The 23,664-nt window shown below is 32.7% G+C and carries 23 protein-coding genes and 1 tRNA gene; 2 read left to right on the forward strand and 22 right to left on the reverse strand.

The window, feature by feature from the left end:
- Positions 1–85: 85 nt before the first annotated feature.
- The 10 genes from lepB to ACHRVX_RS17725 all read right to left on the reverse strand — a co-directional run bounded on the left by lepB (position 86) and on the right by ACHRVX_RS17725 (position 10,486).
- Positions 86–1,642 (reverse strand): signal peptidase I, encoded by a 1,557-nt coding sequence (lepB, locus tag ACHRVX_RS17680; RefSeq protein WP_395334550.1) that lies wholly within the window; start codon positions 1,640–1,642, stop codon positions 86–88.
- 63 nt (positions 1,643–1,705) lie between these two features.
- On the reverse strand, positions 1,706–2,407 hold the full coding sequence (dapB, locus tag ACHRVX_RS17685) for a 4-hydroxy-tetrahydrodipicolinate reductase (RefSeq protein ID WP_395334552.1): 702 nt from the start codon (positions 2,405–2,407) through the stop codon (positions 1,706–1,708).
- Between the two features lie 37 nt (positions 2,408–2,444).
- Entirely contained in the window at positions 2,445–3,005 is a 561-nt protein-coding gene (locus ACHRVX_RS17690) for a DUF5683 domain-containing protein (protein ID WP_395334554.1), read from the reverse strand.
- The gene (locus tag ACHRVX_RS17695) at positions 3,005–3,907 is read right to left on the reverse strand and encodes a ParB/RepB/Spo0J family partition protein (protein ID WP_395334556.1); all 903 of its coding nucleotides are present in this window, start codon (positions 3,905–3,907) and stop codon (positions 3,005–3,007) included. The genes ACHRVX_RS17690 and ACHRVX_RS17695 overlap by 1 nt, the downstream gene beginning before the upstream one ends.
- 5 nt (positions 3,908–3,912) lie before the next feature.
- A complete protein-coding gene (locus ACHRVX_RS17700; protein WP_395334559.1) occupies positions 3,913–4,680 on the reverse strand; it encodes a ParA family protein in 768 nt (255 codons plus the stop codon).
- Between the two features lie 243 nt (positions 4,681–4,923).
- Positions 4,924–6,150: a hypothetical protein gene (locus ACHRVX_RS17705; RefSeq protein ID WP_395334561.1), complete on the reverse strand. Its 1,227-nt coding sequence runs from the start codon at positions 6,148–6,150 to the stop codon at positions 4,924–4,926.
- Positions 6,137–8,698 (reverse strand): DUF2339 domain-containing protein, encoded by a 2,562-nt coding sequence (locus ACHRVX_RS17710; protein ID WP_395334563.1) that lies wholly within the window; start codon positions 8,696–8,698, stop codon positions 6,137–6,139. Before ACHRVX_RS17710 ends, ACHRVX_RS17705 begins: the two co-directional genes overlap by 14 nt.
- Before the next feature lie 175 nt (positions 8,699–8,873).
- On the reverse strand, positions 8,874–9,278 hold the full coding sequence (locus tag ACHRVX_RS17715; protein ID WP_395334565.1) for a septal ring lytic transglycosylase RlpA family protein: 405 nt from the start codon (positions 9,276–9,278) through the stop codon (positions 8,874–8,876).
- A gap of 185 nt (positions 9,279–9,463) precedes the next feature.
- A complete protein-coding gene (locus ACHRVX_RS17720) occupies positions 9,464–9,889 on the reverse strand; it encodes a helix-turn-helix domain-containing protein (protein WP_395334567.1) in 426 nt (141 codons plus the stop codon).
- Between the two features lie 522 nt (positions 9,890–10,411).
- Positions 10,412–10,486 (reverse strand) — tRNA-Pro (locus tag ACHRVX_RS17725).
- 152 nt (positions 10,487–10,638) lie between these two features.
- Here ACHRVX_RS17725 and trxB point away from each other — a divergent pair.
- Positions 10,639–11,586 carry a thioredoxin-disulfide reductase gene (gene trxB / locus ACHRVX_RS17730; RefSeq protein ID WP_395334569.1) on the forward strand — a complete coding sequence of 316 codons (948 nt, stop codon included), beginning with the start codon at positions 10,639–10,641 and terminating at the stop codon, positions 11,584–11,586.
- 429 nt (positions 11,587–12,015) lie between these two features.
- On the opposite strand, the gene ACHRVX_RS17735 is transcribed toward trxB, so the two are convergent.
- From ACHRVX_RS17735 to ACHRVX_RS17755, 5 genes are all read right to left on the reverse strand, one after another.
- Complete coding sequence (locus ACHRVX_RS17735; protein WP_395334571.1) at positions 12,016–12,903, reverse strand: GIN domain-containing protein; 888 nt, start codon at positions 12,901–12,903, stop codon at positions 12,016–12,018.
- 86 nt (positions 12,904–12,989) lie between these two features.
- The gene (locus tag ACHRVX_RS17740) at positions 12,990–13,724 is read right to left on the reverse strand and encodes a head GIN domain-containing protein (RefSeq protein WP_395334573.1); all 735 of its coding nucleotides are present in this window, start codon (positions 13,722–13,724) and stop codon (positions 12,990–12,992) included.
- Between the two features lie 3 nt (positions 13,725–13,727).
- Positions 13,728–15,461, reverse strand: a complete 1,734-nt coding sequence (locus ACHRVX_RS17745; RefSeq protein ID WP_395334575.1) for a PspC domain-containing protein — start codon at positions 15,459–15,461, stop codon at positions 13,728–13,730.
- Between the two features lie 2 nt (positions 15,462–15,463).
- Positions 15,464–15,796, reverse strand: coding sequence for a PadR family transcriptional regulator (locus ACHRVX_RS17750; RefSeq protein ID WP_008464689.1), 333 nt, complete (start codon positions 15,794–15,796; stop codon positions 15,464–15,466).
- A 232-nt stretch (positions 15,797–16,028) separates the two neighbouring features.
- Positions 16,029–16,508, reverse strand: coding sequence for a DUF4870 domain-containing protein (locus ACHRVX_RS17755; RefSeq protein WP_395334577.1), 480 nt, complete (start codon positions 16,506–16,508; stop codon positions 16,029–16,031).
- Between the two features lie 230 nt (positions 16,509–16,738).
- Between ACHRVX_RS17755 and ACHRVX_RS17760 the strand changes: the two genes are divergently transcribed.
- Entirely contained in the window at positions 16,739–17,191 is a 453-nt protein-coding gene (locus tag ACHRVX_RS17760) for a DUF4442 domain-containing protein (RefSeq protein ID WP_395334580.1), read from the forward strand.
- A 172-nt stretch (positions 17,192–17,363) separates the two neighbouring features.
- On the opposite strand, the gene ACHRVX_RS17765 is transcribed toward ACHRVX_RS17760, so the two are convergent.
- The 7 genes from ACHRVX_RS17765 to ACHRVX_RS17795 form a co-directional block, all read right to left on the reverse strand.
- Entirely contained in the window at positions 17,364–17,519 is a 156-nt protein-coding gene (locus ACHRVX_RS17765; RefSeq protein WP_395334582.1) for a hypothetical protein, read from the reverse strand.
- Positions 17,520–17,728: 209 nt separating this feature from the next.
- Complete coding sequence (locus tag ACHRVX_RS17770) at positions 17,729–19,948, reverse strand: multicopper oxidase family protein (protein WP_395334874.1); 2,220 nt, start codon at positions 19,946–19,948, stop codon at positions 17,729–17,731.
- A 56-nt stretch (positions 19,949–20,004) separates the two neighbouring features.
- A complete protein-coding gene (locus ACHRVX_RS17775) occupies positions 20,005–20,718 on the reverse strand; it encodes a heavy-metal-associated domain-containing protein (RefSeq protein ID WP_395334585.1) in 714 nt (237 codons plus the stop codon).
- Positions 20,719–21,069: 351 nt separating this feature from the next.
- Positions 21,070–21,630: a helix-turn-helix domain-containing protein gene (locus ACHRVX_RS17780; protein ID WP_395334587.1), complete on the reverse strand. Its 561-nt coding sequence runs from the start codon at positions 21,628–21,630 to the stop codon at positions 21,070–21,072.
- Positions 21,631–21,632: 2 nt separating this feature from the next.
- Positions 21,633–22,163 (reverse strand): DUF3347 domain-containing protein, encoded by a 531-nt coding sequence (locus ACHRVX_RS17785; protein ID WP_395334589.1) that lies wholly within the window; start codon positions 22,161–22,163, stop codon positions 21,633–21,635.
- 172 nt (positions 22,164–22,335) lie between these two features.
- Positions 22,336–22,626, reverse strand: coding sequence for a hypothetical protein (locus ACHRVX_RS17790; protein WP_395334592.1), 291 nt, complete (start codon positions 22,624–22,626; stop codon positions 22,336–22,338).
- A gap of 166 nt (positions 22,627–22,792) precedes the next feature.
- Positions 22,793–23,626: an AraC family transcriptional regulator gene (locus ACHRVX_RS17795; protein WP_395334594.1), complete on the reverse strand. Its 834-nt coding sequence runs from the start codon at positions 23,624–23,626 to the stop codon at positions 22,793–22,795.
- Positions 23,627–23,664 lie beyond the last annotated feature (38 nt).

The following is a 23,664-nucleotide window of genomic DNA, read 5'->3' on the forward strand; positions in this document are numbered from 1 at the left end:
TCTTTGTTTAAAAGTTTCAGGTTTCATGTTCAGGTTCTTTGCGAACTTGAAACATGAAACCTGAAACAAAAATAACTATTTTTTTTTATGCTTTATTTTCTCTTCTTTTTTTCCAGAAGTATTCTCCAACAAAATAAGCTGCAAGAATAAACAGGAAGTATTTAAAGTAAGATTGTGGTTGTCCTTCACCGTCAACGGTTGTAAAAACTCTGTTCCAGCGAACTTTGTTGATTCCTTTTCCGTTAGTATCCCAGCTCATCCAGATAAAAACCGGCTTTCCTACGATGTGATCTGCAGGAACATAACCCCAATAACGACTATCTTCAGAGTTGTGACGATTGTCTCCCATCATCCAGTAATAGTTTTGTTTAAAGGTATATGTGGTAGCTTGTTTTCCGTTGATTAAAAAATGGGAACCATCTAATTCTAAAGTGTTTCCTTCGTATTTCGTAATGATTTCCTTGTAGAATGGTAAAGATTCATTTGTTAATGCAACTGTTTTTCCTGCTTCAGGAATGTAGATTGGACCAAAATTGTCCTGATTCCACTTGTTAATGTGAGGGAAAATCGAATTGTCGTTTCCTCTGGCAATTTCTCTTTTTACAGCAGTAATTCCAGGAGTATTTTTGAAACGTTCTGCACTAGCTTCTGTTAAAGCTCTGAAATAAATTGTATCTTTTTTTTCCTGATCTTTAATATAAGCACCATCAGTAATATCTAATTCTTTCATCAATGATTCAAAATCAATAGATGTTTTTCCGTCTAAAGCTACTGCGTAAGAATATTGAGGTTTAGCTCTTTCCGGTAAAACTAATTTTTTTCCGTTAATGAAAACAAATCCGTCTACGATAGATAAGCTATCACCGGGAATACCAACGCATCTTTTTACGTAATTTGATTTTTTGTCGATAGGTTTTATAACTCCCGGTCTTCCTTTCGGCTCATAAAAATAATGAACTGTATCAACAGGCCAGTTAAAAACAACAATATCTGTTCGCTTTATTTTTTCAATAGCCGGCAATCTGAAATAAGGTAACTGAGGCCAGCTTAAATATGATTTTCTTTTTAAAAACGGAATAGTATCGTGAACCATTGGCAACGCAACAGTGGTCATAGGTACGCGAGGACCGTAATTTACTTTACTTACAAATAAAAAGTCACCAATTAATAGTGATTTTTCCAGCGATGAAGTCGGGATTGTATAAGGTTGTACAACATATGTATGTACTAAAGTGGCTACGATAATAGCAAAAAGTAAGGAATTAATAGTATCAGCAGTTTTATTTTGAGGTCTTAATTCTCTCTCTGGATTATGTACTAATTTCTCTGTATAATTGATGTAGTAAATGTAAAATCCAAAAGTAAAGATCCCTAATAAAGTATCTAAAGTAGATTTTTTTCCAAACGTTCTTAAGGTTTCTACCCAAACAACAGGAAACATAATCAGGTTGATAATCGGGATAAAAAGTAATATTGTCCACCATGTTGGCCGACTGATTATTTTCATCAAAACTATTGAATTGTAAACCGGAATTGCAGCTTCCCAACTTTTTCTTCCTGCTGCTTTATACAATTTCCAGGTTCCCAGAAAGTGAATTATTTGTACGGCTAAGAAAAATACGAACCAAAGATATAGTGTCATGATTTTTTGATTTATGTTTCAAGTTTCAGGTTATTTGATTGCAAGCCTAAAACTTTTAATTTATTATTTTAAGTTTAAAACATCTTTCATGCTGTAAATCCCTTTTTTACCGGCAAGCCATTCGGCAGCAATTACGGCGCCAAGAGCAAAACCTTCACGATTGTGAGCAGTATGTTTTAATTCGATGCTGTCTACATTAGAGTCATAAGTTACGGTATGAGTTCCCGGAACATCTCCAATTCTTTTCGCGTCAATATGAATTTCGTCGTTTTTAGCTTCGTCAAGTGTCCAGTTTGCATAATTGCTGTTTTCGATAACACCTTTTGCTAAGGAAATAGCGGTTCCGCTTGGGGCATCTAATTTTTGAGTATGATGAATTTCTTCCATCGATACTTTGTACGAATCAAATTGAGACATGATTTTAGCCAGATATTCATTTAATTCAAAGAAAATATTAACCCCTAAACTAAAATTTGAACTTGATATAAAACCAGTTTGTTTTTCATTGCAAAGCGCAGCCATTGCATCATAATGCTCTAACCATCCGGTTGTTCCTGAAACTACAGGTACATTGTTGTTAAAGGCATTCGAAATGTTGCTTACTGCTGCAGTTGGAACGCTAAAGTCAATTGCAACGTCAGCGGTTGAAAGTCCGTCGTAGGTATTGGATTCGTCTTTCTTTAAAACAATTTCATGACCTCTTTCTAAAGCAATTCGTTCAATTACTTTACCCATTTTTCCGTATCCTAAAAGCGCAATTTTCATTTTGTAAATATTTAAATATTTAAATAACCGTAGCTATTTAAAATTGGTAATTAAAAGTTAGTCCTACGTTTGGTCGAAAAGTTACATCGTTAGGATAAATTTCCGGACGCATAGATAATCTTTCGTTTACGTTAAACTGAATTAAAGCCGCATCTACATTGGCATCAATAATGTTTAAAACATAAAAACCTACGACAAACAAAGCAGATAAATCTCTGTTTCGCTGATAAAATTTCTGGCCTGCAACAAGTCTGCTTTCGTCCAGAAACTGATAAGCATCATCATTGTAGCCTTCAAGTCTTCGTTTGTAAGCTTTTCGATAATCGCGGTATTTATTATTGTTGTCGATATAAAAATATAAGCTGGTACCAATTGCTCCGTAAACCAAAGGAATTTTCCAGTATTTTTTATTGTATGCCTGACCCAAACCTGGTAGTATTGCCGAGTAAAAAGCTGCTTTTGCCGGCGTAAGCGGGTCTATTTCTTGTAATTTGCTAGTGTCTTTAACGACCAAAACCGTGTCTTTTTTTACCTGGGCAAAAAGAGAAACGGTTCCTATGAAAAAGAACAATAAACTTATGGGGACAATCTTATTCACTATCCGTTTATTAATTTTATAATTCGATTAAAGTCGGCTTCAGAATTAAACGGAATTGTAATTTTTCCTTTTCCGTTGCCAGCGACTTTTACATCAACTTTCGCACCAAAATAATCGTTGAAAGTATTTTTTTGTGTTTCTCTGATTACAAAAGAAGATTCTGCTTTTGGCTTTCCTTCTTCTTTTGGTTTTAAGCTTTCGTGGTAGTTTTTTACCAGACTTTCTGTTTCACGAACAGATAAATTCTGGCTTACAATTTTTTGGTAGATATCAGTTTGAATGTCTAAATCTTCAATATTGATAATTGCTCTACCGTGACCCATACTAATAAAACCATCACGAATACCTGTTTGAATAATTGGATCCAGTTTTAAAAGACGTAAATAATTGGCAATTGTAGAACGTTTTTTACCCACACGCTCGCTCATTTGTTCCTGAGTCAGTTGAATTTCGTCAATCAAACGCTGGTATGAAAGTGCAATCTCAATTGGGTCTAAGTCATGACGCTGAATATTTTCAACCAAAGCCATAACAAGGGATTCATTGTCATTTGCAATACGAATATAGGCAGGAACATGAGTTAAACCAACTAAAGTTGAAGCGCGCAAACGACGTTCTCCAGAAATTAACTGATATTTATTGAACTCTAATTTACGAACAGTAATAGGTTGAATCACACCAAGTTCTTTAATCGAAGTAGCTAATTCACGTAGCGATTCTTCGTTAAAATTACTTCTTGGCTGAAAAGGATTTATTTCTATAGCACTTATTTCAAGCTCAATAATATTTCCAACAACCTTATCAGCGTTTTTGTCTTCTACTGATGTAATGTCGTTTTCCGGATCTTTTAATAATGCTGATAATCCTCTTCCTAAGGCTTGTTTTTTAATTGCTTTTGTCATAAAAACTATTTGCTGTTTTTCTTTATAATTTCTTGAGCCAGATTAATGTAATTAACTGCTCCTTTGCTTGTTGCGTCATAATTAATGATGCTTTCACCAAAACTTGGAGCTTCACTTAATTTTACATTACGCTGAATAACGGTATCAAAAACCATATCATTAAAGTGTTTTTGAACCTCTTCAACAACCTGATTGGATAAACGTAATCTTGAATCGTACATGGTTAGTAACAAACCTTCAATGTCAAGATCCGGATTGTGTATTTTTTGAATACTTTTTATCGTGTTCAATAATTTCCCTAATCCTTCAAGTGCAAAATATTCACATTGAATAGGAATAACTACTGAATCTGCAGCTGTCAAAGCATTTAAGGTTAATAAACCTAATGAAGGAGCACAGTCAATGATGATATAATCATATTCGTCTTTTACACTTTCTAATGCTTTTTTAAGCATGTATTCTCTGTTCTCTTTATCAACCAATTCGATTTCGATGGCTACAAGGTCAATGTGCGCAGGAATCACGTCAACATTCACAGCTGAACATTTTATAATGGTTTCTTTGGGAGTATTACTGTGTTCAAGTATCTGGTAAGTCCCCATTTCAACAGATTCTACATCGATCCCAAGGCCTGATGTAGCATTTGCTTGAGGATCAGCGTCAATCAATAATACTTTTTTTTCTAAAACACCCAATGAGGCAGCAAGATTTACTGATGTAGTAGTTTTTCCAACGCCTCCTTTTTGATTAGCAATCGCAATGATTTTGCCCATTTATTTTCTGAATTTTGAACCGTAAAAATACAATTATTTATGGTTTCTGAAAATCTATTTTGTTAACATTTAAGAAACTTCCATTAACCGTGGTATGGCGCATGTTTTGCGGGATTTTATTTGTCTCTTAATTAAAAATAGTAACAAAAACCTGTAGTATTTTTTTCTTGTTTTTAGTGTAAATGAACCAATTTCAATTTTAAATCTTAAAAAAGACTCAAACGTTAAAATTGATTTCTGTTTTTAATTCTTTCTTTTTAAATCTTTTACTAAGCTTGCTGTAAAAAACAAAATTGTAATGCCGCCCAGAATGATACAAATCCACATAAACCAGGGCTGCTGCCAAAATGATTTGTTTTTAACCTGACTTTTTTCATTTGTTCTTTGTTCAATATCATAAACATAAGTTTGCGGTAAAATAGCAGCAATTTTATTTTTGAAATTCGATAGATCATATTCCGGTTCTGTTAGGTTTTTGTTTCCGGTTTTCAGTATATAATTTTCGTTCGAATTTAAATCAGTAACAATAGAAACTAACTTTTGATCGTATTTTATTTTTGAAATTACTAAAGGCTGATTGTCGTGGTTTTCAATTTTTATATAGAATTCTTTTTCGAATAATGCCGGAATTGTAAATATGTTTTTTGTATTAGAATTCAGTTGAAAAGAGATAATTTCTTCATCCAGTATCTGGGTTTTTCGTTTGGTAACTCTCTTTATCTTTTTGTATAAAATAGCGGTACGATTATAATATGTAGGTTTTACAACTTCAAATGTGATTTGATTGATGACTTGCGATACATTAAAAACAACATGGATTTGAGTTTCTTTTTCTGAAGGGATTTCGGTTGTTACAGATTTTTCAGGAACAGTTTCCTGCACTAAACTTCTGGGCAATTGCGTGGTGAAATTTCCAACTTTTAAAATGTTGATGGGAAGCGTTTTCTTATCATCAAAATCAATTCTTAAATATTTATAAGTACTTAACGGATACGAAATATTTTTAACAACGCTAGTTTCCGTTGTACTGTTTAAGTCTGATAAATATTGTGAATCAGAAATTCCGAACCATTCTTTTTGATCATCACTTCCTGAAATCGAATACTTTTTTTCAACATTAGAATTCGCTATAAAAAGCGAAAGCTGATTGTTGCCTTTATTTGGCGGAATAGCAATAATAACCGAAGTACTTTTTTTGGGTAAAACCGTTTTCGAAACAATTATATATTCTTCAAAAGTATTGGAGGAAACTGTATTATCGCTTTGGATAAAATACGGAATCTCATTTCCTTTGGAATCAAAAATTCTGATATCGCTCAAATCCTGTTTTGAATAAGACCTGATTTCCGGCGATAAAATAATTTCATGAAACCCGTTCTGGTTGACCTTTTTTAGTTTTGCAGTAGTTTGATATTGCCCAAACGAAAGGTTTGCAATAAATAATAAGAGTATAAATTTATTTAGTTTCATTGTTTTCCAGTGGCTTGTTTTCATCAATAACTAAGACTTTGATTTTTTGATATACAAAAGATATAATTAAAATTAATATTCCTAAAAGGATAAACGATATGATTTTTCCAGTTTCGGAAATGTTGCTGATATCGTATAAAAATAATTTTAAAATAGTTAATCCCAGTAATGTCAAAGCAATAATACGAAGTGATTTGTATTGTTTTTTTATCCCGATGATTAAAAATACAAAAGCAAGAACTCCCCAAAGAACCGGAAATCCTGTTTTAATTATTTTAGTTTCAGAAAGTCCTATAAAATCATCGGCAATAAAATCACGCAAATACGGCAAGTTTGATTTATAGCTCGCAAACATTGGACTTGTTTGTATATCGTGAGGCGTTACCGGAGAATTCATTACTACAAGTCCGTGAAGCATAACCTCTGAACTGGCGATATAAACAATGAAAAAAGCGGCAACCCACATAAAATAGTGGCTTTTGAAAAAAGTAAAATCAAATTTCCTGCTGATTAAAAATAGTTGACACGCAGAATAAATCGTGATTGCCAATGAAATATAATGAAGATAAAAAGCAATTGATTTTCCGGTACCTGAACTTATGATTTCTTTGTGTTCTAAGAAAGGATAATTCGAAAACCAAAAGGCAAACAAAACAATATTAGCAATAATAATTACAGTTGCAGCCTGATATCCTGATGCTGTTTTTTTACTGATCATGATCGAAGAAAATACTGCAGAGTAAAGTAAATGATATACTATTGGTAACGAAATAGAACTGTAAATGCTTTGAATATGAGTATTAGACTGAAAAATAATTTCGAATAAACCGGTTAAGTATGTTATTAAAAGTCCCGTTGCTAGAAGACATTCCTTATATTTTTCATTATCAAATACAACATTAAATGAAGTTGGGTTTTCGGTGGTGTTTTGGGATTCTTTTTTTAATAAATACCAAACGGCAAATAAAGAAAATGAAGCAAAAAGTCCCGTAATAAATATTGGATTAATAATAATATTGAGCGGTAAATTGCCTCTATAATATTTATTCCAGTCCATTATCAGGCTAAAAATCATTAGAACATGAACTATTAAGGAACCAAATCGATAGCTTGAAATTTTTGATTTTTGCGAAAGCCATAATAACAAAACAGCTTCTGCAGCCCAGAATAAAGTAATATAATTACCTTCAAACTGAATAGGAATTGCCAATGTTATAAAAGTCAGTGTTAACCCAATTAATAAATAAGCGGCTTTTTGATCGAGATCGAATTTTTTATATAAAACCCAGGCATAGATTAAATTTAAAATGGCAAGAACTGCTGTAAATACACCTTTTAATTCTGGATGATAATGGCTTAAAATTGCCATTCCTGCACCGTAAAACAAGAAAGTGTTGCTGGCTAAAATGGTAAGCTGAGTTTTAGAAAATTCTCCTTTTGATCGAATGTTGTTGATAATATTCATTAAAATGAAAATAAAATAAAACGCAAAACCAAAAATGAAAGCTCCTAAATAATGAGGTTTGTCTGAACTAATATCTCTCGATAACCATGCTCCGTATAAAAGTACCGTAAATATATAGGCAAGGATATTAACGAGATTCCATTTTTTATAATAGGCTAAAGCCAAAATCCCGACGTTTAAAATAATGATATAGGTAAACAATACCACATAATTTCCTTCGCCGGTACTAACCATAAACGGAACTGCAAATCCACCAATTAAGGAGAGAACAGCTAATTCAAGTCGGTCGTAGGATAAGGAGATTAAAGCGCTAAAAGCTGTAATGATTACCATTATACTAAAAGCGACGGTTTGATTGAATAAATGATAATCATGAAACGCAATCCCAATCGTAAAATAGAAAATGGCAATGGCGCCGGCAACAATAACGGAACTGAAAGCGGCGTAGTTTTTACGTAATTTATGAGCGATTCCCATAACCAGAACGCCACATAAAACCCCAATTCCTACACGTGCAGGTTCGTTGATCCAGTCTTTGTCGATGGCATATTTTACAAAATAACTAATTCCTAAAACCAGAATCAAAACTCCAATTTTATTGATTAGGTTTTCACCAATGAATTTTTCTAAATCCGGATTTTGCTCTTTGAATTTTTCCCAAAATGATTTTTCAGGTTCAGCAGGAATAATTGGTTTTTGAATCGGTTTTGGCTCCGCTAAATTGCTTTCGACCGGTTTGATTTCAATTGGTTTGCCAATGTTTTCAATAGTAGCCGATAGTGCAATTTTTTCTAATTGTTCGTCTGTTATTTTTTTATCAATAACCTGTTCTGCAATTTCCGGTTTGGCAGGTTCAAAAGTAGCATCGTTTGATTGATCTGCAGCTATTTTAAATTCCTCTTTATTTACAGCAGGAATTGGAGCAACCGCAATAGTTTCAGCAGGTTTTTCTATTGTTTTTAAAAGATCTAATTTTTTACTAAGTTTTTGAATGTCGTTTTCAAGACGATCAAAACGACCTTTGATTATATTAGAAAAGTAGATTAAAAAACCCAATAACGCAGCTAAAATAAAAACTTCCATATAGAAATAAGTAAAGTGTTATGATTGGTAAATATAACAACATTTTAATGCGGTGAGTTTTTTTTGATTAAAAAGAAATAAAAATGCAAACCATTTTAAAATAAATAGAATATTTCGTGAGGTTTTAAGATTTATATGTAATTTTTCTTCGATTTTAAAAGGGTTTGAGATTGGTTTAATTTTCTACAATCTCAATTGTTACAATCATTCCGCCACTTTTTTTGTTTGAAGTAATATCCATAAATGCTTTTTTAGACAAGTCAATTTCTCTTCCGTTTATAAACGGACCTCTGTCGTTGACTTTTACAATTACAGATTTTTGATTGATTTTGTTGGTTACTTTTAGTATCGTACCAAACGGAAGTTTTTTATGAGCGGCTGTGAGTTTATTGTTGTCGAATCTTGTGCCGCTTGCTGTTTTTCGGCCTGTAAATTTATCATGATAATACGAGGCATGAACGTTTTCTTTGTACCGTTTCAGCTTCTCAATTTTAATTTCTTCAATTGTTGATGTTGGATTTTGCTGCGCATTTGCTGATAAGGCGATTAAAAAGACTGTATATAGTAATAATTTTTTCATTTTTAGAATTTCTAAATTTTGCGCAAAGAGAACTATTTGCAGGAAATTTAGAAGATCGCAAAAGATATTTTTATATTATATAAGGACATATTTGGTTTGTTGAGTTGTAAAAATATTTGGTTTTAAACCAAAAAAAAGAAGCTCTTTCGAACCTCTTTTATCTTAAATGTATATTTTTATAAAGATTATTTCGTCTTTATTATATTTTCTAAATACTCGACTTTATCTTTTTCAGCTTGCAATAAACGTTCGTAAAGCTTTTTGATTTCCTCTTGAGATTCAATTAATTTATCAAGCGGATTAAATGTGCATGCATTAATGTGTCCGCCTATAGCACTATTGGTGTTCGTGAATTCATTATCGCTAAAAGTGGTGAAATAATTAATCATATTTTCTTCAGAGAAATTTTTGATTGCTTCTACCGTTACACCAAGAATTTTTGCTATTTCTTTAAGTTTATCTTCGTCAATTGTTTCACTATTTTCTAAATTAGAAATAGATTGTTGAGATAATCCTAAAGCTTCGGCCAATACTTCTTGTTTCATGTCTTTCAGTTCACGAATACGGCTAATTTTTCGTCCTATATGACTTGGTTTTGTTAATGTGCTCATAGCTCAAAGATAATAATTACATATAATAAATTGATGAAAAGGTAAAATACAAACGTAATTTTTTACAATACCAATAAAAGTACTGTCGAATCATGTAATAAACTGCATTACTGAAATGTACGAAACAAAAATACAATTTTTCATACAAGTATTAATGTGGAAAGGAAAATGTTAGAAAACAGTTTTGAATTTTGCGATTGTTTTTATTTCGAAGCATCAAACTCAGATCAATACTAAATTTTGTGGAAAAACATAAAAGAGATAGTAGTTAATTGAAGTTGCTCGTTTAATAATTCAATAAATAAATTGGCTTTAAAAAGTTTAATCCCTACGGGATATTTTTCTGGTTGATTCTTATTCTACCAATATTAAACTCCTAACGGAGTAAAAAAAATCCGGAGAGATTACATTTATATACTGGATGATTTTTACCGCAAAACACGCAAAGTTTTTATCTTATGTTTTTTTAAAGACAATTTAAAGCAAAAAAAAAGTCTTTTCAAGAAAATGAAAAGACTTTTGTCGGGGTGGCAGGATTCGAACCTGCGGCCTCCTGCTCCCAAAGCAGGCGCGATAACCGGGCTACGCTACACCCCGTAAGCGGATGCAAATATAGGAATAAATTTGGTTTAGAAAAGGAAAATATGAAAATAAATAAAACTTATTTTGAGATAGTTATTTAGGATTTGATTTGGTGGTAATTTTTTATAATAAAGTTTACCTTTGCATCACTTAAAACTATACATATTATGTCAGATACAATCGAAAAAATTAAATGCCTAATTATAGGTTCTGGTCCGGCGGGTTATACTGCGGCTATTTATGCAGCCAGAGCAAATATGAATCCGGTTTTATATCAAGGAATGCAGCCTGGCGGACAATTAACTACAACTAATGAGGTAGAAAATTTTCCGGGTTATGTTGATGGTGTTACAGGACCAGAAATGATGGTTCAGTTACAGGAACAAGCAAAACGTTTTGGTTCAGATATTCGTGATGGATGGGCTACTAAAGTTGATTTTTCAGGAGATATTAAAAAAGTTTGGATTAATGATTCTATCGAATTGCACTGCGAAACCGTAATTATTTCTACAGGAGCATCAGCTAAATATTTAGGATTACCATCTGAGCAACATTATTTAAACATGGGTGGCGGAGTTTCTGCCTGCGCGGTTTGTGATGGATTTTTCTACCGTAATCAGGAAGTTGTAATTGTAGGAGCAGGAGATTCTGCTTGTGAAGAAGCACATTACTTGTCTAAACTTTGTAAAAAAGTAACGATGTTGGTAAGAAGCGAAAAATTCAGAGCTTCGAAAATTATGGAAGAACGCGTTCGCAGGACTGAAAATATCGAAATATTAATGAACCACGATACGCTTGAAGTATTAGGAGATAATCAGGTAGTTCACGCCATTAAAGCATTAAATAAAACTACTGGTGACGTTATTGAAATTCCTGCAACGGGATTTTTCGTAGCAATTGGTCACAAACCAAATACAGATATCTTTAAAGATCAAATTACTCTTGATGAAACTGGTTATATTATAAATATTCCGGGAACATCTAAAACTAATGTTGAAGGTGTTTTTGTTGCTGGTGATGCTGCTGATCATGTGTATCGTCAGGCAATTACTGCTGCAGGAACAGGATGTATGGCTGCATTAGATGCTGAGAGATATTTAGCGTCTAAAGAGTAAGCTCTGGTTTCTGGTCTCAGTTTTCAGTTTTCAGTTTCAGTTTTCAGGATAAAATTTGTTCAGGTTGCTGAAAGTAAAACAGGAGAAATTATTAAATAAAAAAAGTCCTATTCTTAACTGAATGGGACTTTTTTATGTGATTTTTTCTGATCTATACTAAAATCTGTGGAGTGATTTTGGTGATTTTTTTGAAGTAGATATTGGATGATTTTTAACGCAAAGCTCGCTAAGTTTTTTATTGTAGAGTGTGTTGAAAAACACAAAGTTCACAAAGCTTTGTGTTGATCTGGCTTTGTGAACTTGTGTTTATATACATCGTACTTGGTAAAAAATCTTACTTTCTCTGCGGTAATTTTTTTCTCTCTCCACAGGTTTTGGGACTGATCTATTTTTTCTTTCCAATAATCTCTTGGCAATAATTAAGAAAATCTATTGCGGCAAAGATGATTTCTCTTTTTCCTTCTCTTTGTCTTTTTCTTTTAAACCGCCTGGTTTTTTAATCAGTTTTGCTTCTTCGCTAAAACGTGTAAGTTCAATTTTTGGATTACCAAATAATGAAACTTCAGATTTGTCTCCGGCTGCGATCGAAATGCTGGTTCCGGCTAAAACTGTAGCAGCAGATGAACCTTCGGTAGTAAGATTACTTTCTTTCAAAGTAAATTTTGTTCCGTTAAAAACCGAATTATTATCCAAACGAATTGTTGCTTTATCAGCAATTCCTTCAATATTTGCAGTGGCTTTTTGGTATAAATCACATTTGAATTTTATGGCAGATACTAATGTTTTAATTGCCGAGTTTTTGCTCAATTGTAAATTTGCATCTTCAGATTTTAAATTCAGTTCAATTCTTGTTTTATCATCAGCAAACAGCGTGAATTTTTTTGAGTTTACATTCAGGAATAACTTCGAGTAATCAAAACTATTAAATGTAATATCATCTAACTGAAGTTCCTGGATTGCATATACAATAGCCTCATTTTTTGTAATAACACTTTTTAATGATTTTGTATAAGTCACACGCACGGTAAGTTTTTTGAAAATAGTACTTTCCTTAGAGGTGTATAAACGAAGTACTTTTTCTCTTAAATCCATCCCAACAATGTCGTGCAGGTTATCATCGGCTTCAATTTTGATTTCGTTTTTTTCTCCTCTTTCAAGATATACTTCTAAATTATCATCTGCTTCAATACCGTCAAATTCTCCTACTTCTTTAATGGAAGTAGTTACGATTTTAGATCCTTTTATTTTTTCTCTTCTTTGAGCAAAAGTTAACGTCGTAACCAATAATAACAGGAGTAAGGCTGTATTTTTTTTCATTAATTCTAGATTTGATTTTCACAAATATAAAAAAATCATCCACTTTCGATGAATGATTTTTTTATATTTAACAGATAAATATCATTTTATCCCTGACTGATACTTCCTCCTGAACTTGCAGTTTTCTCGATTGTTTTAGGTGTAATGTCATAATTAATGCTTCCTCCACTGCTTGCTTCCGCTTTCAAACTCAAAATTGGGTGAACATTTGTGCTTCCTCCACTTGAAACCTCTGCATGAACTTCATTAGCAAATAATTTATTAGCATTGATGCTTGAACCGCTTGATGCTGAGGTTCTTATTGTTAATGCTTTTCCTTTTAAGCTCATCGTGCTTCCGCTTGCAGAATCAGCCGATAGATTGTCAAATTCTAAATCAACATCCATTGTTGAAGCGCTTGAAGTTTCCAGATCAATATCCTCACCTTGTAAAACGCCTTTACTCATTACAGTTGCAGCGCTTGAAGCTTCTAATTTGTTAATTCTGGGCATTTTTACCGTAACAGTTTTCTTTGTAACATCTCTAAAAGAGCTGTATTTACATTTAATAATCAGAGTTCCGTTTTCTACTTTTGTTGTAATTTCCTTTTGGATATTATCATCGGCTTCAACCACAATTTCGGTAGTGTCAGATTGTATAATTACTAAATCGATCGCATTGCTCACAGATACTTTACTAAAATCTCCCTGAACGATTCTTTTTTGGGTTGTAACATTTCCACTTCCTTCAACTGTGTTCACATTAAAGTGACATGAGGCAAACAATAATGCGGTAACAGTAACAATAATGAATTTTGTAATATGAATGATTATTTTTATCATGGCTTAGTTAATTTTAATTATAACTCCGTTTTTGTCAGTGGTTAATCTGCCTTTTGTTTTTTTTCCGTTTAAAATTTCTTTTCCATTAATTTTAACCGAAACTTCATTTACTGTATCATTTTGAATATTTACTTCTTCGTGTACATCTTCGTTTACGTCATTGTATTCATCTTCTTCTGATGGGCAATTCAAACATTTAATTTTAGATCCTTCAACTTTGTAATTGTAGTTACCGCTAAAGTGTAAGTTAAAAAAATCATCGTCAGATCTATCGTAATCCTGCACAGATGCATCTGGTTTGAAAAGCTGACCCTGAGGCAAGTACAAATATACATCAACTTCCTGACCTCTGAATTTGTTTTTTACATCGGTTAAAAAATAATTATCAAGAACTAAACGATTTCCTTCAAGCTCAATTTTATAATTGATTTTTTCAGCTCTCTTTTTAGCATTTGTAAATGAATTTCCTCTTGCACTTTTTTCTATTTGCAAGTATGCATTTGATTCATCAGTATGCAAAACATGTAAATGAACATCATTTGAATATATTAACTGATTGTTAGCCGAATCTTGTACAAATTCAAAATCGCTGTGATGATTCAAATCCTTTGCATAATAATCATTGTATCTGAATTTTACATACAAAGTATCTTGCGGACTAATTCCGATTTCTTTTTTCTCAACTGTTTTATTGTCGTAAGAAAGTTCAGTTGCCTGTTTGATTCCAATGCTAATGGCAATTGCAACCGCAATAATCCAAATGGCTAACAAAGTATATTTTGTAATATTGCCAATAGATTTTAAGTTTGGAGATAACAATTTGAAACCCAAAAGTGTCAAAAAGAAAAACGGAATCCCAACAGCAAAGAACATTAATAAACCAAATGACCAAAGAGGATAATCTGTAAAGTTTCCTGCGTCAACAAAGTTTTGCCAGGGAAAATCAACAAAAACATTCGTTCCTAAAGTAAATACTCCAATCAATAACATGATTAAAACACTAATTCCTGACATGATTAAGATTACGCCTAAAAATTTAGCGAATATTTTAAAAATTGTCATTATAAAGTCTCCAAATGAACTACTTATTCTCTCAGCTCCGGACTTTACCTGGTTTCCCATTGCATCATAATCAGCATTTTTAAATTTGTCTGATAATGACTCAATTTCCTCACGTACTTTTTTCTCAATGTTAGAAATCGTAACCGGTTCTCCGGTCATTTCTAATTTCTCAGATGTTGTAATCGCTTCCGGAGTAACAATCCAAAGAACGAAATAAGCTAAAATTCCAGTTCCAAATCCTGCAAAAACAAATATTAAAAATATAATTTTTATCCACACAGCGTCAATCCCAAAATAGTGTCCTAAACCAGTTGCAACACCACCAATCATACCTTTTTCCTTATCGCGGTATAATTTTTTATGTTTTCTTGTACCGTAATCATTAAAAGATTGTTGTGATTTTTCGTCATCTTCAAGAATATAATCTTCAGGTTGCCCCATTACTACAATCACTTCCTCAACATCCTTCAATCCCACAACATGTTTGTCGCTTTTTTGTTTCTCAAGTAATAATTCAGAAACACGCATTTCGATATCTTTAATAATTTCATCTTGTCCTGATGAGTTATTTAAGGATCTTTTAATAGCGTCAAAATAGCGTGTCAATTTTAAATATGCGTCTTCATCTATATGAAAAACCATACCGCCTAAGTTAATATTTACTGTTTTGTTCATGATTATTGGTTTTGATTGGTGATTAGATTAACGGCGTCAGACAATTCTGTCCAGGTACCGCTAAGTTCGTTTAAAAATGTTTGTCCTATTTCGGTTAATCCATAGTATTTTCGTGGTGGTCCTGAAGTCGATTCTTCCCAACGATAATTAAGCAGACCGTCGTTTTTAAGCCTGGTCAAAAGCGGGTAAACAGTTCCCTCAACAACCAGTAATTTTGCGTTTTTTAAAGTGTCTAATATTTCTGATGTGTATGCGTCTTTTTCTTTTAATACAGATAAGATGCAAAACTCAAGAACACCTTTGCGCATCTGTGCTTTTGTGTTTTCAATGTTCATAATTTCATTTTGTTTTTTTTAGATTGAACAATTCGTTTTTTGATTGATGATGATTGATTGATGATAATTTTGATGATTGATTGTTTTTTTTTGGAGCTGTTTCCTGCTATTCGTTTCAATCTTTTATTTTTTAAAGAAAAAAATAAAAGGATTTCCACTTCTATCAGGGCTAAACCCTAAAATACTGCTATAACTTTTATTCTTTTATGTCACACTGAGCAAAGTCGAAGTGCTATTTTATAAAAGGAATCGTGAGCGGATACTTATATAATTCGCCGTTTGAAGCTTTGATTGAAGCGTAAATCACTAAAAAGAATTCAACAAATTTTAATAATCCAAAAAGTAAAACTGCCGTTGCTCCAATACTTAAGATTCCAATATTTCCGTCGATGTTTAGATTTCTGATGATTAAATCCTCATCGTTAAAAACAGTATTTATTGGAAGGTTTTTTAAAAGTACAAACGCAAAAATCGGAATTGCAATTAAAGCCAAAACTAAAGTATAAAGCAAAAGACTTAATTGAAAATTCAACGTTTGCTTTCCGTGATCGTTTACAAATTCTGATTTGTCTTTGTAACTCGTCCATATTAATATCGGGAAGATATAATTCCCAAACGGAATGATGTATTGACTTAAAGTACTTAAATGAGTGAACGCCGCAGTGTTCTTTTCTGATGTTTTTTCCATGATGAGTGGTGTTGTTGTTTCCATGATTAAAAGTATATAGTATTTTCTTATGCAAATATATGTCTAAAGAACAGTATCTTGTTTTACATAGTACCAAATATTAACATAAAATTAACAAATATAAAATTATAGAGTAGCTCATAATGAACTGAAAATCATTTGTAACCTTTGGTTTTATTGGGATTTTGTGAAAGTAATTCCAATTTATTGTGCGTGCATAGTTTTTTTGTATTTTTACATAAAAAAAGAATCACATGGCATTATCAGTATCTAAACTCAACAAATTTGTATTATTCAAATTACCATCAGCATACATTTGCGGTGTTCGCGTAAAGGCAATCGACGACGATAAATGTGTGGTAAGTGTCAAACACAGATGGATCAATCAAAATCCTTTTAACTCCATGTATTTTGCTGTTCAGGCAATGGCAGCAGAATTAACAACGGGAGCTTTAGTAATATCACAGATTCAGCAAAGCGGAAAAAAAATCTCAATGCTGGTAGCAAACAATAAAGGGAACTTTACCAAAAAAGCAACGGGAAGAATAACATTTGTTTGCAACGACGGACATTTAATTGCCGATGCAATCAAAAAAACAATCGAAACAGGAGAGGGGCAAACCTTCTGGATGAAATCTATAGGAACTGATGAAAAAGGAATCCAGGTTTCTGAAATGGATTTTGAATGGAGCGTTAGATTGAAATAGTTTTAAAAGTTTTTTTACCACGAATTTCATGAATTTTCACCAATTCAAAATGCTTAAATGCATTTTCTGGAAAAAATAATTCGCGAAAATTCATGAAATTTGTCGCGAAAAAAAATCCCATAAAAAAGGGCTCGAATATATTCGAGCCCTTTTTGTTTGAAATGCGTTGCTGTTATTTTTTAGCGCAACATTTTTTGTCTTTTTTATCAGCTGTTTTTTTGCAGCAAGATTCCTTTTTAGCTTTTTCTTTTGTAGCAGGTTTAGTTTCCTGTGCACTAACGCCCATTGTAAATAAGGCAATCGTTAAAATGGTAATTACTTTAGTCATTGTAGATAATTTAAATGTTTTTTGTTTTATGGTGATTCAAATATAATAGTAATTCTTAAAGTTGATTCTTACAATTAGTTAATGTTTTTATAATAGTTGTTAATGAAATTTAAAGTGTTTTTTAGCCACAAATTATGCGATTAAAAAAGAGTAACAATTTAGGCACACTTTTAACATGAACTTAAATTACTTATATGGTTCAAAAACAATTAATAATTCAGATTTACCCCAAACCCAATTCCCATATCACTGTCATAATGTGTTGTAATCCCAAAGTTTCTGGCAACAATATATTTTAAACCAGCCATATATTCCTTATCCGTATTCCACATTAAATTCATTCGTAAACGTCGTGAAAGCGGAATATCCTTTCGCTCAAACTGAACCCTTACATTTCCATCCGTATAAACCTCAACCTGCGCTTTTACAAGCATCGGTAAAGTATATTCTAAACCGGCGCTAAATACCGAACGATTGTCTTTAGTATTGCTTTGTCCGAAAAGGTTTTGTTCCTGTTCGTCCATTCCCATTCTTCTATATCGCCAGTCAAAACCGATAAAAGGCATCAGCCATTGATTTTTTCCGATGTAGCGACCAACATGTGTTTCGGTTTCATAACCGTGTTCATTGTTATAACCCAATCTCCATTCGGTTCCAATGCTCCAGCGCGTATTGCTGTACATGGCTTCACCGTCATTTCCGTTAGAGGCAAAATCATTTTCACCCATAAAATGAAACATACGATCGTCCATTTTTAGCATTTTATACGCCATTTCAGGATGATGAATCAACGGATTTGGTGCTGAATTTTCATAACTAAAAATACGACCCATTCCAGCCATCATATGATATAAAATATGACAATGAAAAAACCAGTCGCCATCGGCATTAGCCTGAAATTCGATTGTGTCGGTTTCCATTGGCATAATATCAATCACATTTTTTAATGGAGAATAATCGCCGTGTTCGTTTAGAATCCTGAAATCGTGACCGTGTAAATGCATCGGGTGGCGCATCATTGAGCCGTTGTACAATACAATCCTGACGTTTTCGCCTTTTTTAATTAAGATTTTATCAGTTTCCGAAACTACTTTATTGTCCAGACTCCAAACATAACGGTTCATGTTTCCGGATAATTCAAAGCGTAATTCTTTTATCCCCCCAGCCCCCGAAGGCGGAGTTGGAAGAGTGGTTTTATTAGGCGATTTTAGCATTCCGTAATTCAGCGTTGTAATTTCTGCAGCCTCTGTCGTATCGGTTGGCATTTTCATATCCTCCATTTTCATGCCTTCCATAGTGTGACCAGAATGATCTTGTGTTTTAGCAGATTTATCTTCGCCGGAAATTTCAGGATACATTACTGCATTCATGTCCATTTTATTGAGAGACATTTGCATGCCCATATCATTCAATTCGCCGTTCATTTTCATCATGCCGTTCATCATTTTCATCCCTTCAAAATATTTTAATTTCGGAAGATGTTTGACAGGTTGTTTCGTTCCTTCACCTAAAAACAAAGAAGCTGATCCGGTTCTGTCTTCGGCCGTAGCTAAAAATGCAACCGATTTTTTATCCTCAGGAATGGTAATCACAACATCATAAGTTTCAGAGACCGCAATAATCAACCTATCGACTTCTACAGGTTCAACATCATTTCCGTCGCTTGCCACTACAGTGATTTTTCCGCCGCCGTAAGTTAGCCAGAAATAACTGGATGCGCCGCCATTTGCAATTCGCAATCTGACTTTATCACCGGCTTTAAATTGTGAAAGCTGTTGTTCGTTTTTTCCGTTGATCAAAAACTTCTCATAATAAACATCACTAACATCCATCGCGTTCATACGTTTCCATTCGTTAGTAACCTTTGTCAAAAACTCGCCGTGTTTAATGGCTTCGGCATAACTTTGAGTTGTTCCTTTTTTTATCGCAAACCAATCGTTTGCATTGTGTAGCATTCGCTGAATATTCTCCGGTTTTAGATCTGTCCATTCACTTAAAATTACCGGAACAGTGGGTAAATCATCGATTCCTTTTCTAAAAGTCGAATCGTCTTTCTTTTTGTTGATGATAAAAAGTCCGTACAAACCTATTTGTTCCTGCAAGCCTGAATGGCTGTGATACCAATATGTTCCGTTCTGGATAATCGGGAAACTGTATTTGTGTATTGTTCCGGGTTTTATTGGCATTTGAGTCAAATAGGGAACGCCATCTTCTTTATTTGGTAAAAATAATCCATGCCAGTGTAACGCCGTATCTTCGTTTTTTAAATCGTTGTGTACATATATTTCCGCGATATCGCCTTCAGTAAAAGTCAGCGTTGGCATTGGGATTTGTCCGTTAACAGTAAGAGCGCGTTTTTGTTTTCCTGAGAAATTTACAATAGTATCGCGAACGTGTAAATCGTAACGAACTACTTTCTGCGAAAGCATAATTTCGGTAAAGAAAAACAGTATCAAAAAAGACAGAAAAAGTTTTTTATAGTTCATTATAAAAATGTTAGCAGCATTATTAAACTCATTGCGATCATTAAGCCATCTTCGATAATTGTAACAGTACTCATGGGTAAATTAAAAACGGCGCCTAAACAGGCACATTGTATTTTTTGTTTATTCAGTACTGATTGTAATACGCCAATAATGCTTATACTCATCACTATAAAAGTTACCGCGTTTGTAAAAATTGGGTTGAAATTCAATAAATATGAAATCCCCAAACCAAGTTCTATAAAGGCGTAAAGATATCCCCAAACCGGAATTTTTCTGGCCAGAACGTCGTACATCATATAGCTTTCTGCGAAACCTTTTAAATTTAGCATTTTAAAAAATGAAAAAACCAAAAAGAAACCTGCCATAAAGTGTTGCATCGCCTGCATGAAATCAAAATGGTGATTGGTGAATTGTATTAAGCCTGTGACCAAACTTATATAAAAGAAAATCAGCAATATTGGTTTATAGGTTTCAAACCATGATCTGGTTTGCTCAATAGTTTCATTATGATCAATGGCTGAAATTTGATATTTACTTTCTAAAGCATTTTGCAATTCGGCTAAAGAGATATGTTTTTCCATGCTTACTGTTGCAGTATCAGCATCTTTTGAAACGCTTACATGGGTTACGTTGTCAACTAATTCAAGTGCTTTTTTTACTTTGTCTTCACAACTTGAACAAGTCATTCCGGTAAGTTGATATGTATGGGTCATTGTTTTTGTTTTTAAAGTATTACAATGCAAATGTCCGAACTAAGGTTTGCTTCGGTTTGTAGAATTTTGAGAATGATTTGTAATATTATTTTTTTAATGGCAAAAAACGCAAGGTCTTATACTAAGTTTTTTAATAATCACGCAAAAACGCAGAGGCGCAAAGTTTTTCTCATTTTTATTTCATTTCGACGAAGGAGAAATCTCTATAAGTGACTCCGCCAAGAGAATCCAATCTTTGTCGAGTTTTTTACGAAGATTTCTCCTTCGTCGAAATGACAAACGAGATGTATATTTATTGACATAAAATGAGAAAAACTTTGCGCTTTTGCGACTTTGCGTGAAATTAGCTCTCTACAAATTCTCGATCTGAATCCGATTTTTATCTTTCTGCTGTTTAAAATGTGTAGGCGTAAAACCGGTAATTTTCTTGAACTGATTGCTCAAATGTGCGACATTACTATAGTTTAAAATATCAGCAATTTCGCTTAACGAAAGTTCATTATAAATCAATAATTCCTTGACTTTTTCTATTTTTTGGCTGATAAAATATTTTTCGATAGTGGTGTTTTCAACTTCCGAGAATAAATTACTTAGCGTGCTGTAATCCTGGTTGAGGTTGTTGACCAAATAATCAGATAAGTTGATTTTAAGTTCATTGTTTTTATGATGGACTAAATCGACGATAAGATTTTTTATTCTCTCAATAGTTTTGGTTTTTTTGTCATCAATAAAATCGAAACCCAATTCTTGAAGGTTGTTATGTAAAATTTCCTTCTGACTTTTGGTAATACTATCTTCCAGTTCAACTTCACCCAATTCAACAGAAATAGTCTGAAGTCCGAGTTTTTCAAACTCAGACTTCACAACCATTATACAGCGACCACACACCATGTTTTTGATGTAGAGTTTCATATTTATTTGATAGTTTCTACCACATTGCCACAAGTTAGCATTGATGAACCATAATACGGATTCTTAACTGCCTTTTCTTTACTTAACCAGTCAGCATCGGCCATTGGGCAATATTGTTTGTAAACTGCCACATCAGATTTAGAAACTTTAATTAAATCGTAAGTATTTTTTGAAAGTGACTTAAAAGTCTCACGTTGCTTTTTGATATCTGTTGAGGTCGAAATACTTTTAGCATCAGCAGTTAATTTTTTTACCACTTTCATCCAAACAGTATGTTCGTTGCTTTTTAATTTGTCCATTTTTATGGCACTAATTGCAGTCAGTAAATCTGTGGCTTTAGCTGAAGTTAATTTCGCATCACTTTTAATTAATGCATCTTTTACTGTGAAATATGCATCATAAACGGATTGTAACTGACTTGCATCAGCAATTTCAATTGAAGTTATTGCTGTTTTGATAGTGTTTGCCTGAACGAAATTTGCAGAGAATACAAGTACGATTACTGCTGCTATATTTAATATTGAATTTTTCATTTTGTGTGAATTTTTGATAGAGAATTTAGATTTTTCTCTAAGTTAAATAAATTTAATTTTATTGAAATTATTGTTTCGCAAAGAAACAGAAAGCAAAGTTGAATTTTTGCTTAGAACCTTAGGGACTTAGTAACTTTCGGGTTAAACCCAGGTATGGCTGTCAGCAATAGAATTATTTTATTTTTGGTGGCAGCCAAATAGAAGTAAAACCATCAGAAATACTACTATTTGTGTAGTATGGAGTATTTTTTTCAAAAGAGAAATTGAATAGATCATTATTGAATTCAAATTCGTTAATTGATATCATGCTGTATTGTAATCCGGAAGTTGTACAACCGGCATGATCACATTTTCCGTTGCAGCCATGTTGATCTTTTTTAGAAGAAGGACCTTTTTTGCAACAATCTTTTTTGCAGGAATCTGAAGTATCCTCTTTTGAAGAAGTTTTCTTTTCGCAATTCATTTTTGTTTCATTTCTTCCACACGCATAACCTGAATTGGACATCAAAAAGAAGCCAAGGGTTAAAATGAGAAACAATATGTGGAATTTTTTCGTCAATGAATTGTTTTTAGAATGACAAATTTAGAAATAATTTTTAATAGCTGCTATTTATTTAAGATTTCAAATTTTATGTTTTCTTAAAATCAGTTGGTTTCATGTTTTTTCTCTTTTTGAAATAGTTCGATAAATGACTTTCATCTGTAAAACCAAATTCATAGGCAATTTGTTTGATCGGTAATTGATTATTCTGAATTCGTTTTTCGATCAGAGTAGTTCTTAAATTATGAATGTAATCCCGATAGCTGATTGCAAATGTTCTTTTGAAATAAGCACTAAAATAAGATTCGGCAATATTAAAATGACTGGCGATTACCTTAATCTGAACTAATTTAGGCTGATAAATATTCTGATGAATGTATGTTGCAATTTGCTCGTTATCAATATGAGTCGATTTAATTTGTAAATTCATGCATCGGATAGTCTCTTTTATTAATCCAAAAATGGAAAGAATCTGATAAAAAACAATCGGCGAAGTCGATACATCGGTTTTGCAATTGTAAGCCGTAATGTTTTCGACAGTATTTTTAAGAATCGTTTTACAAGGATCGTCTAATTTTAAAACCGTTTCTTTTAGCAGTTTATTTCGCATAAAATCTTCCGGCGTATTCAAAAGCAAATCATCGCAAAAAAGGTTTTTATTCGAATCAAAATAATTGTCCGTAAACTTAATATATACAAAACGGGTTCTTTTTTTAATATCAAAATAATGATAATCCTCAGGAGAAATTACAAATAAATCGCCTGTTTTATAAGGAAGTAAATTATTATTTAGATGATGAATTCCGCTTCCTTTTTTAATATAAATGATTTCATAATACGTATGTGTGTGCGGAACATGAGGAAAGACGTCATCTTCAAATTCATGAATGACAAGTTTTTCAAACTGATTAAATTTTGTCATAACTTAAATGTACAAGTTTATATCGCAAATATACAACT

Origin of the sequence: Flavobacterium sp. FlaQc-47, assembly GCF_044006475.1 — a bacterium.
Taxonomy (GTDB): domain Bacteria; phylum Bacteroidota; class Bacteroidia; order Flavobacteriales; family Flavobacteriaceae; genus Flavobacterium.

Bases quoted from the DNA above. Each gene is read 5' to 3' on its own strand.
- lepB (WP_395334550.1), bottom strand. From the start codon at position 1,642: ATGACACTATATCTTTGGTTCGTATTTTTCTTAGCCGTACAAATAATT.
- dapB (WP_395334552.1), bottom strand. From the start codon at position 2,407: ATGAAAATTGCGCTTTTAGGATACGGAAAAATGGGTAAAGTAATTGAA.
- ACHRVX_RS17695 (WP_395334556.1), bottom strand. From the start codon at position 3,907: ATGACAAAAGCAATTAAAAAACAAGCCTTAGGAAGAGGATTATCAGCA.
- ACHRVX_RS17700 (WP_395334559.1), bottom strand. From the start codon at position 4,680: ATGGGCAAAATCATTGCGATTGCTAATCAAAAAGGAGGCGTTGGAAAA.
- ACHRVX_RS17705 (WP_395334561.1), bottom strand. From the start codon at position 6,150: ATGAAACTAAATAAATTTATACTCTTATTATTTATTGCAAACCTTTCG.
- ACHRVX_RS17710 (WP_395334563.1), bottom strand. From the start codon at position 8,698: ATGGAAGTTTTTATTTTAGCTGCGTTATTGGGTTTTTTAATCTACTTT.
- ACHRVX_RS17715 (WP_395334565.1), bottom strand. From the start codon at position 9,278: ATGAAAAAATTATTACTATATACAGTCTTTTTAATCGCCTTATCAGCA.
- ACHRVX_RS17720 (WP_395334567.1), bottom strand. From the start codon at position 9,889: ATGAGCACATTAACAAAACCAAGTCATATAGGACGAAAAATTAGCCGT.
- trxB (WP_395334569.1), top strand. From the start codon at position 10,639: ATGTCAGATACAATCGAAAAAATTAAATGCCTAATTATAGGTTCTGGT.
- ACHRVX_RS17735 (WP_395334571.1), bottom strand. From the start codon at position 12,903: ATGAAAAAAAATACAGCCTTACTCCTGTTATTATTGGTTACGACGTTA.
- ACHRVX_RS17740 (WP_395334573.1), bottom strand. From the start codon at position 13,724: ATGATAAAAATAATCATTCATATTACAAAATTCATTATTGTTACTGTT.
- ACHRVX_RS17745 (WP_395334575.1), bottom strand. From the start codon at position 15,461: ATGAACAAAACAGTAAATATTAACTTAGGCGGTATGGTTTTTCATATA.
- ACHRVX_RS17750 (WP_008464689.1), bottom strand. From the start codon at position 15,796: ATGAACATTGAAAACACAAAAGCACAGATGCGCAAAGGTGTTCTTGAG.
- ACHRVX_RS17755 (WP_395334577.1), bottom strand. From the start codon at position 16,508: ATGGAAACAACAACACCACTCATCATGGAAAAAACATCAGAAAAGAAC.
- ACHRVX_RS17760 (WP_395334580.1), top strand. From the start codon at position 16,739: ATGGCATTATCAGTATCTAAACTCAACAAATTTGTATTATTCAAATTA.
- ACHRVX_RS17765 (WP_395334582.1), bottom strand. From the start codon at position 17,519: ATGACTAAAGTAATTACCATTTTAACGATTGCCTTATTTACAATGGGC.
- ACHRVX_RS17770 (WP_395334874.1), bottom strand. From the start codon at position 19,948: ATGCTTTCGCAGAAAGTAGTTCGTTACGATTTACACGTTCGCGATACT.
- ACHRVX_RS17775 (WP_395334585.1), bottom strand. From the start codon at position 20,718: ATGACCCATACATATCAACTTACCGGAATGACTTGTTCAAGTTGTGAA.
- ACHRVX_RS17780 (WP_395334587.1), bottom strand. From the start codon at position 21,630: ATGAAACTCTACATCAAAAACATGGTGTGTGGTCGCTGTATAATGGTT.
- ACHRVX_RS17785 (WP_395334589.1), bottom strand. From the start codon at position 22,163: ATGAAAAATTCAATATTAAATATAGCAGCAGTAATCGTACTTGTATTC.
- ACHRVX_RS17790 (WP_395334592.1), bottom strand. From the start codon at position 22,626: ATGAATTGCGAAAAGAAAACTTCTTCAAAAGAGGATACTTCAGATTCC.
- ACHRVX_RS17795 (WP_395334594.1), bottom strand. From the start codon at position 23,626: ATGACAAAATTTAATCAGTTTGAAAAACTTGTCATTCATGAATTTGAA.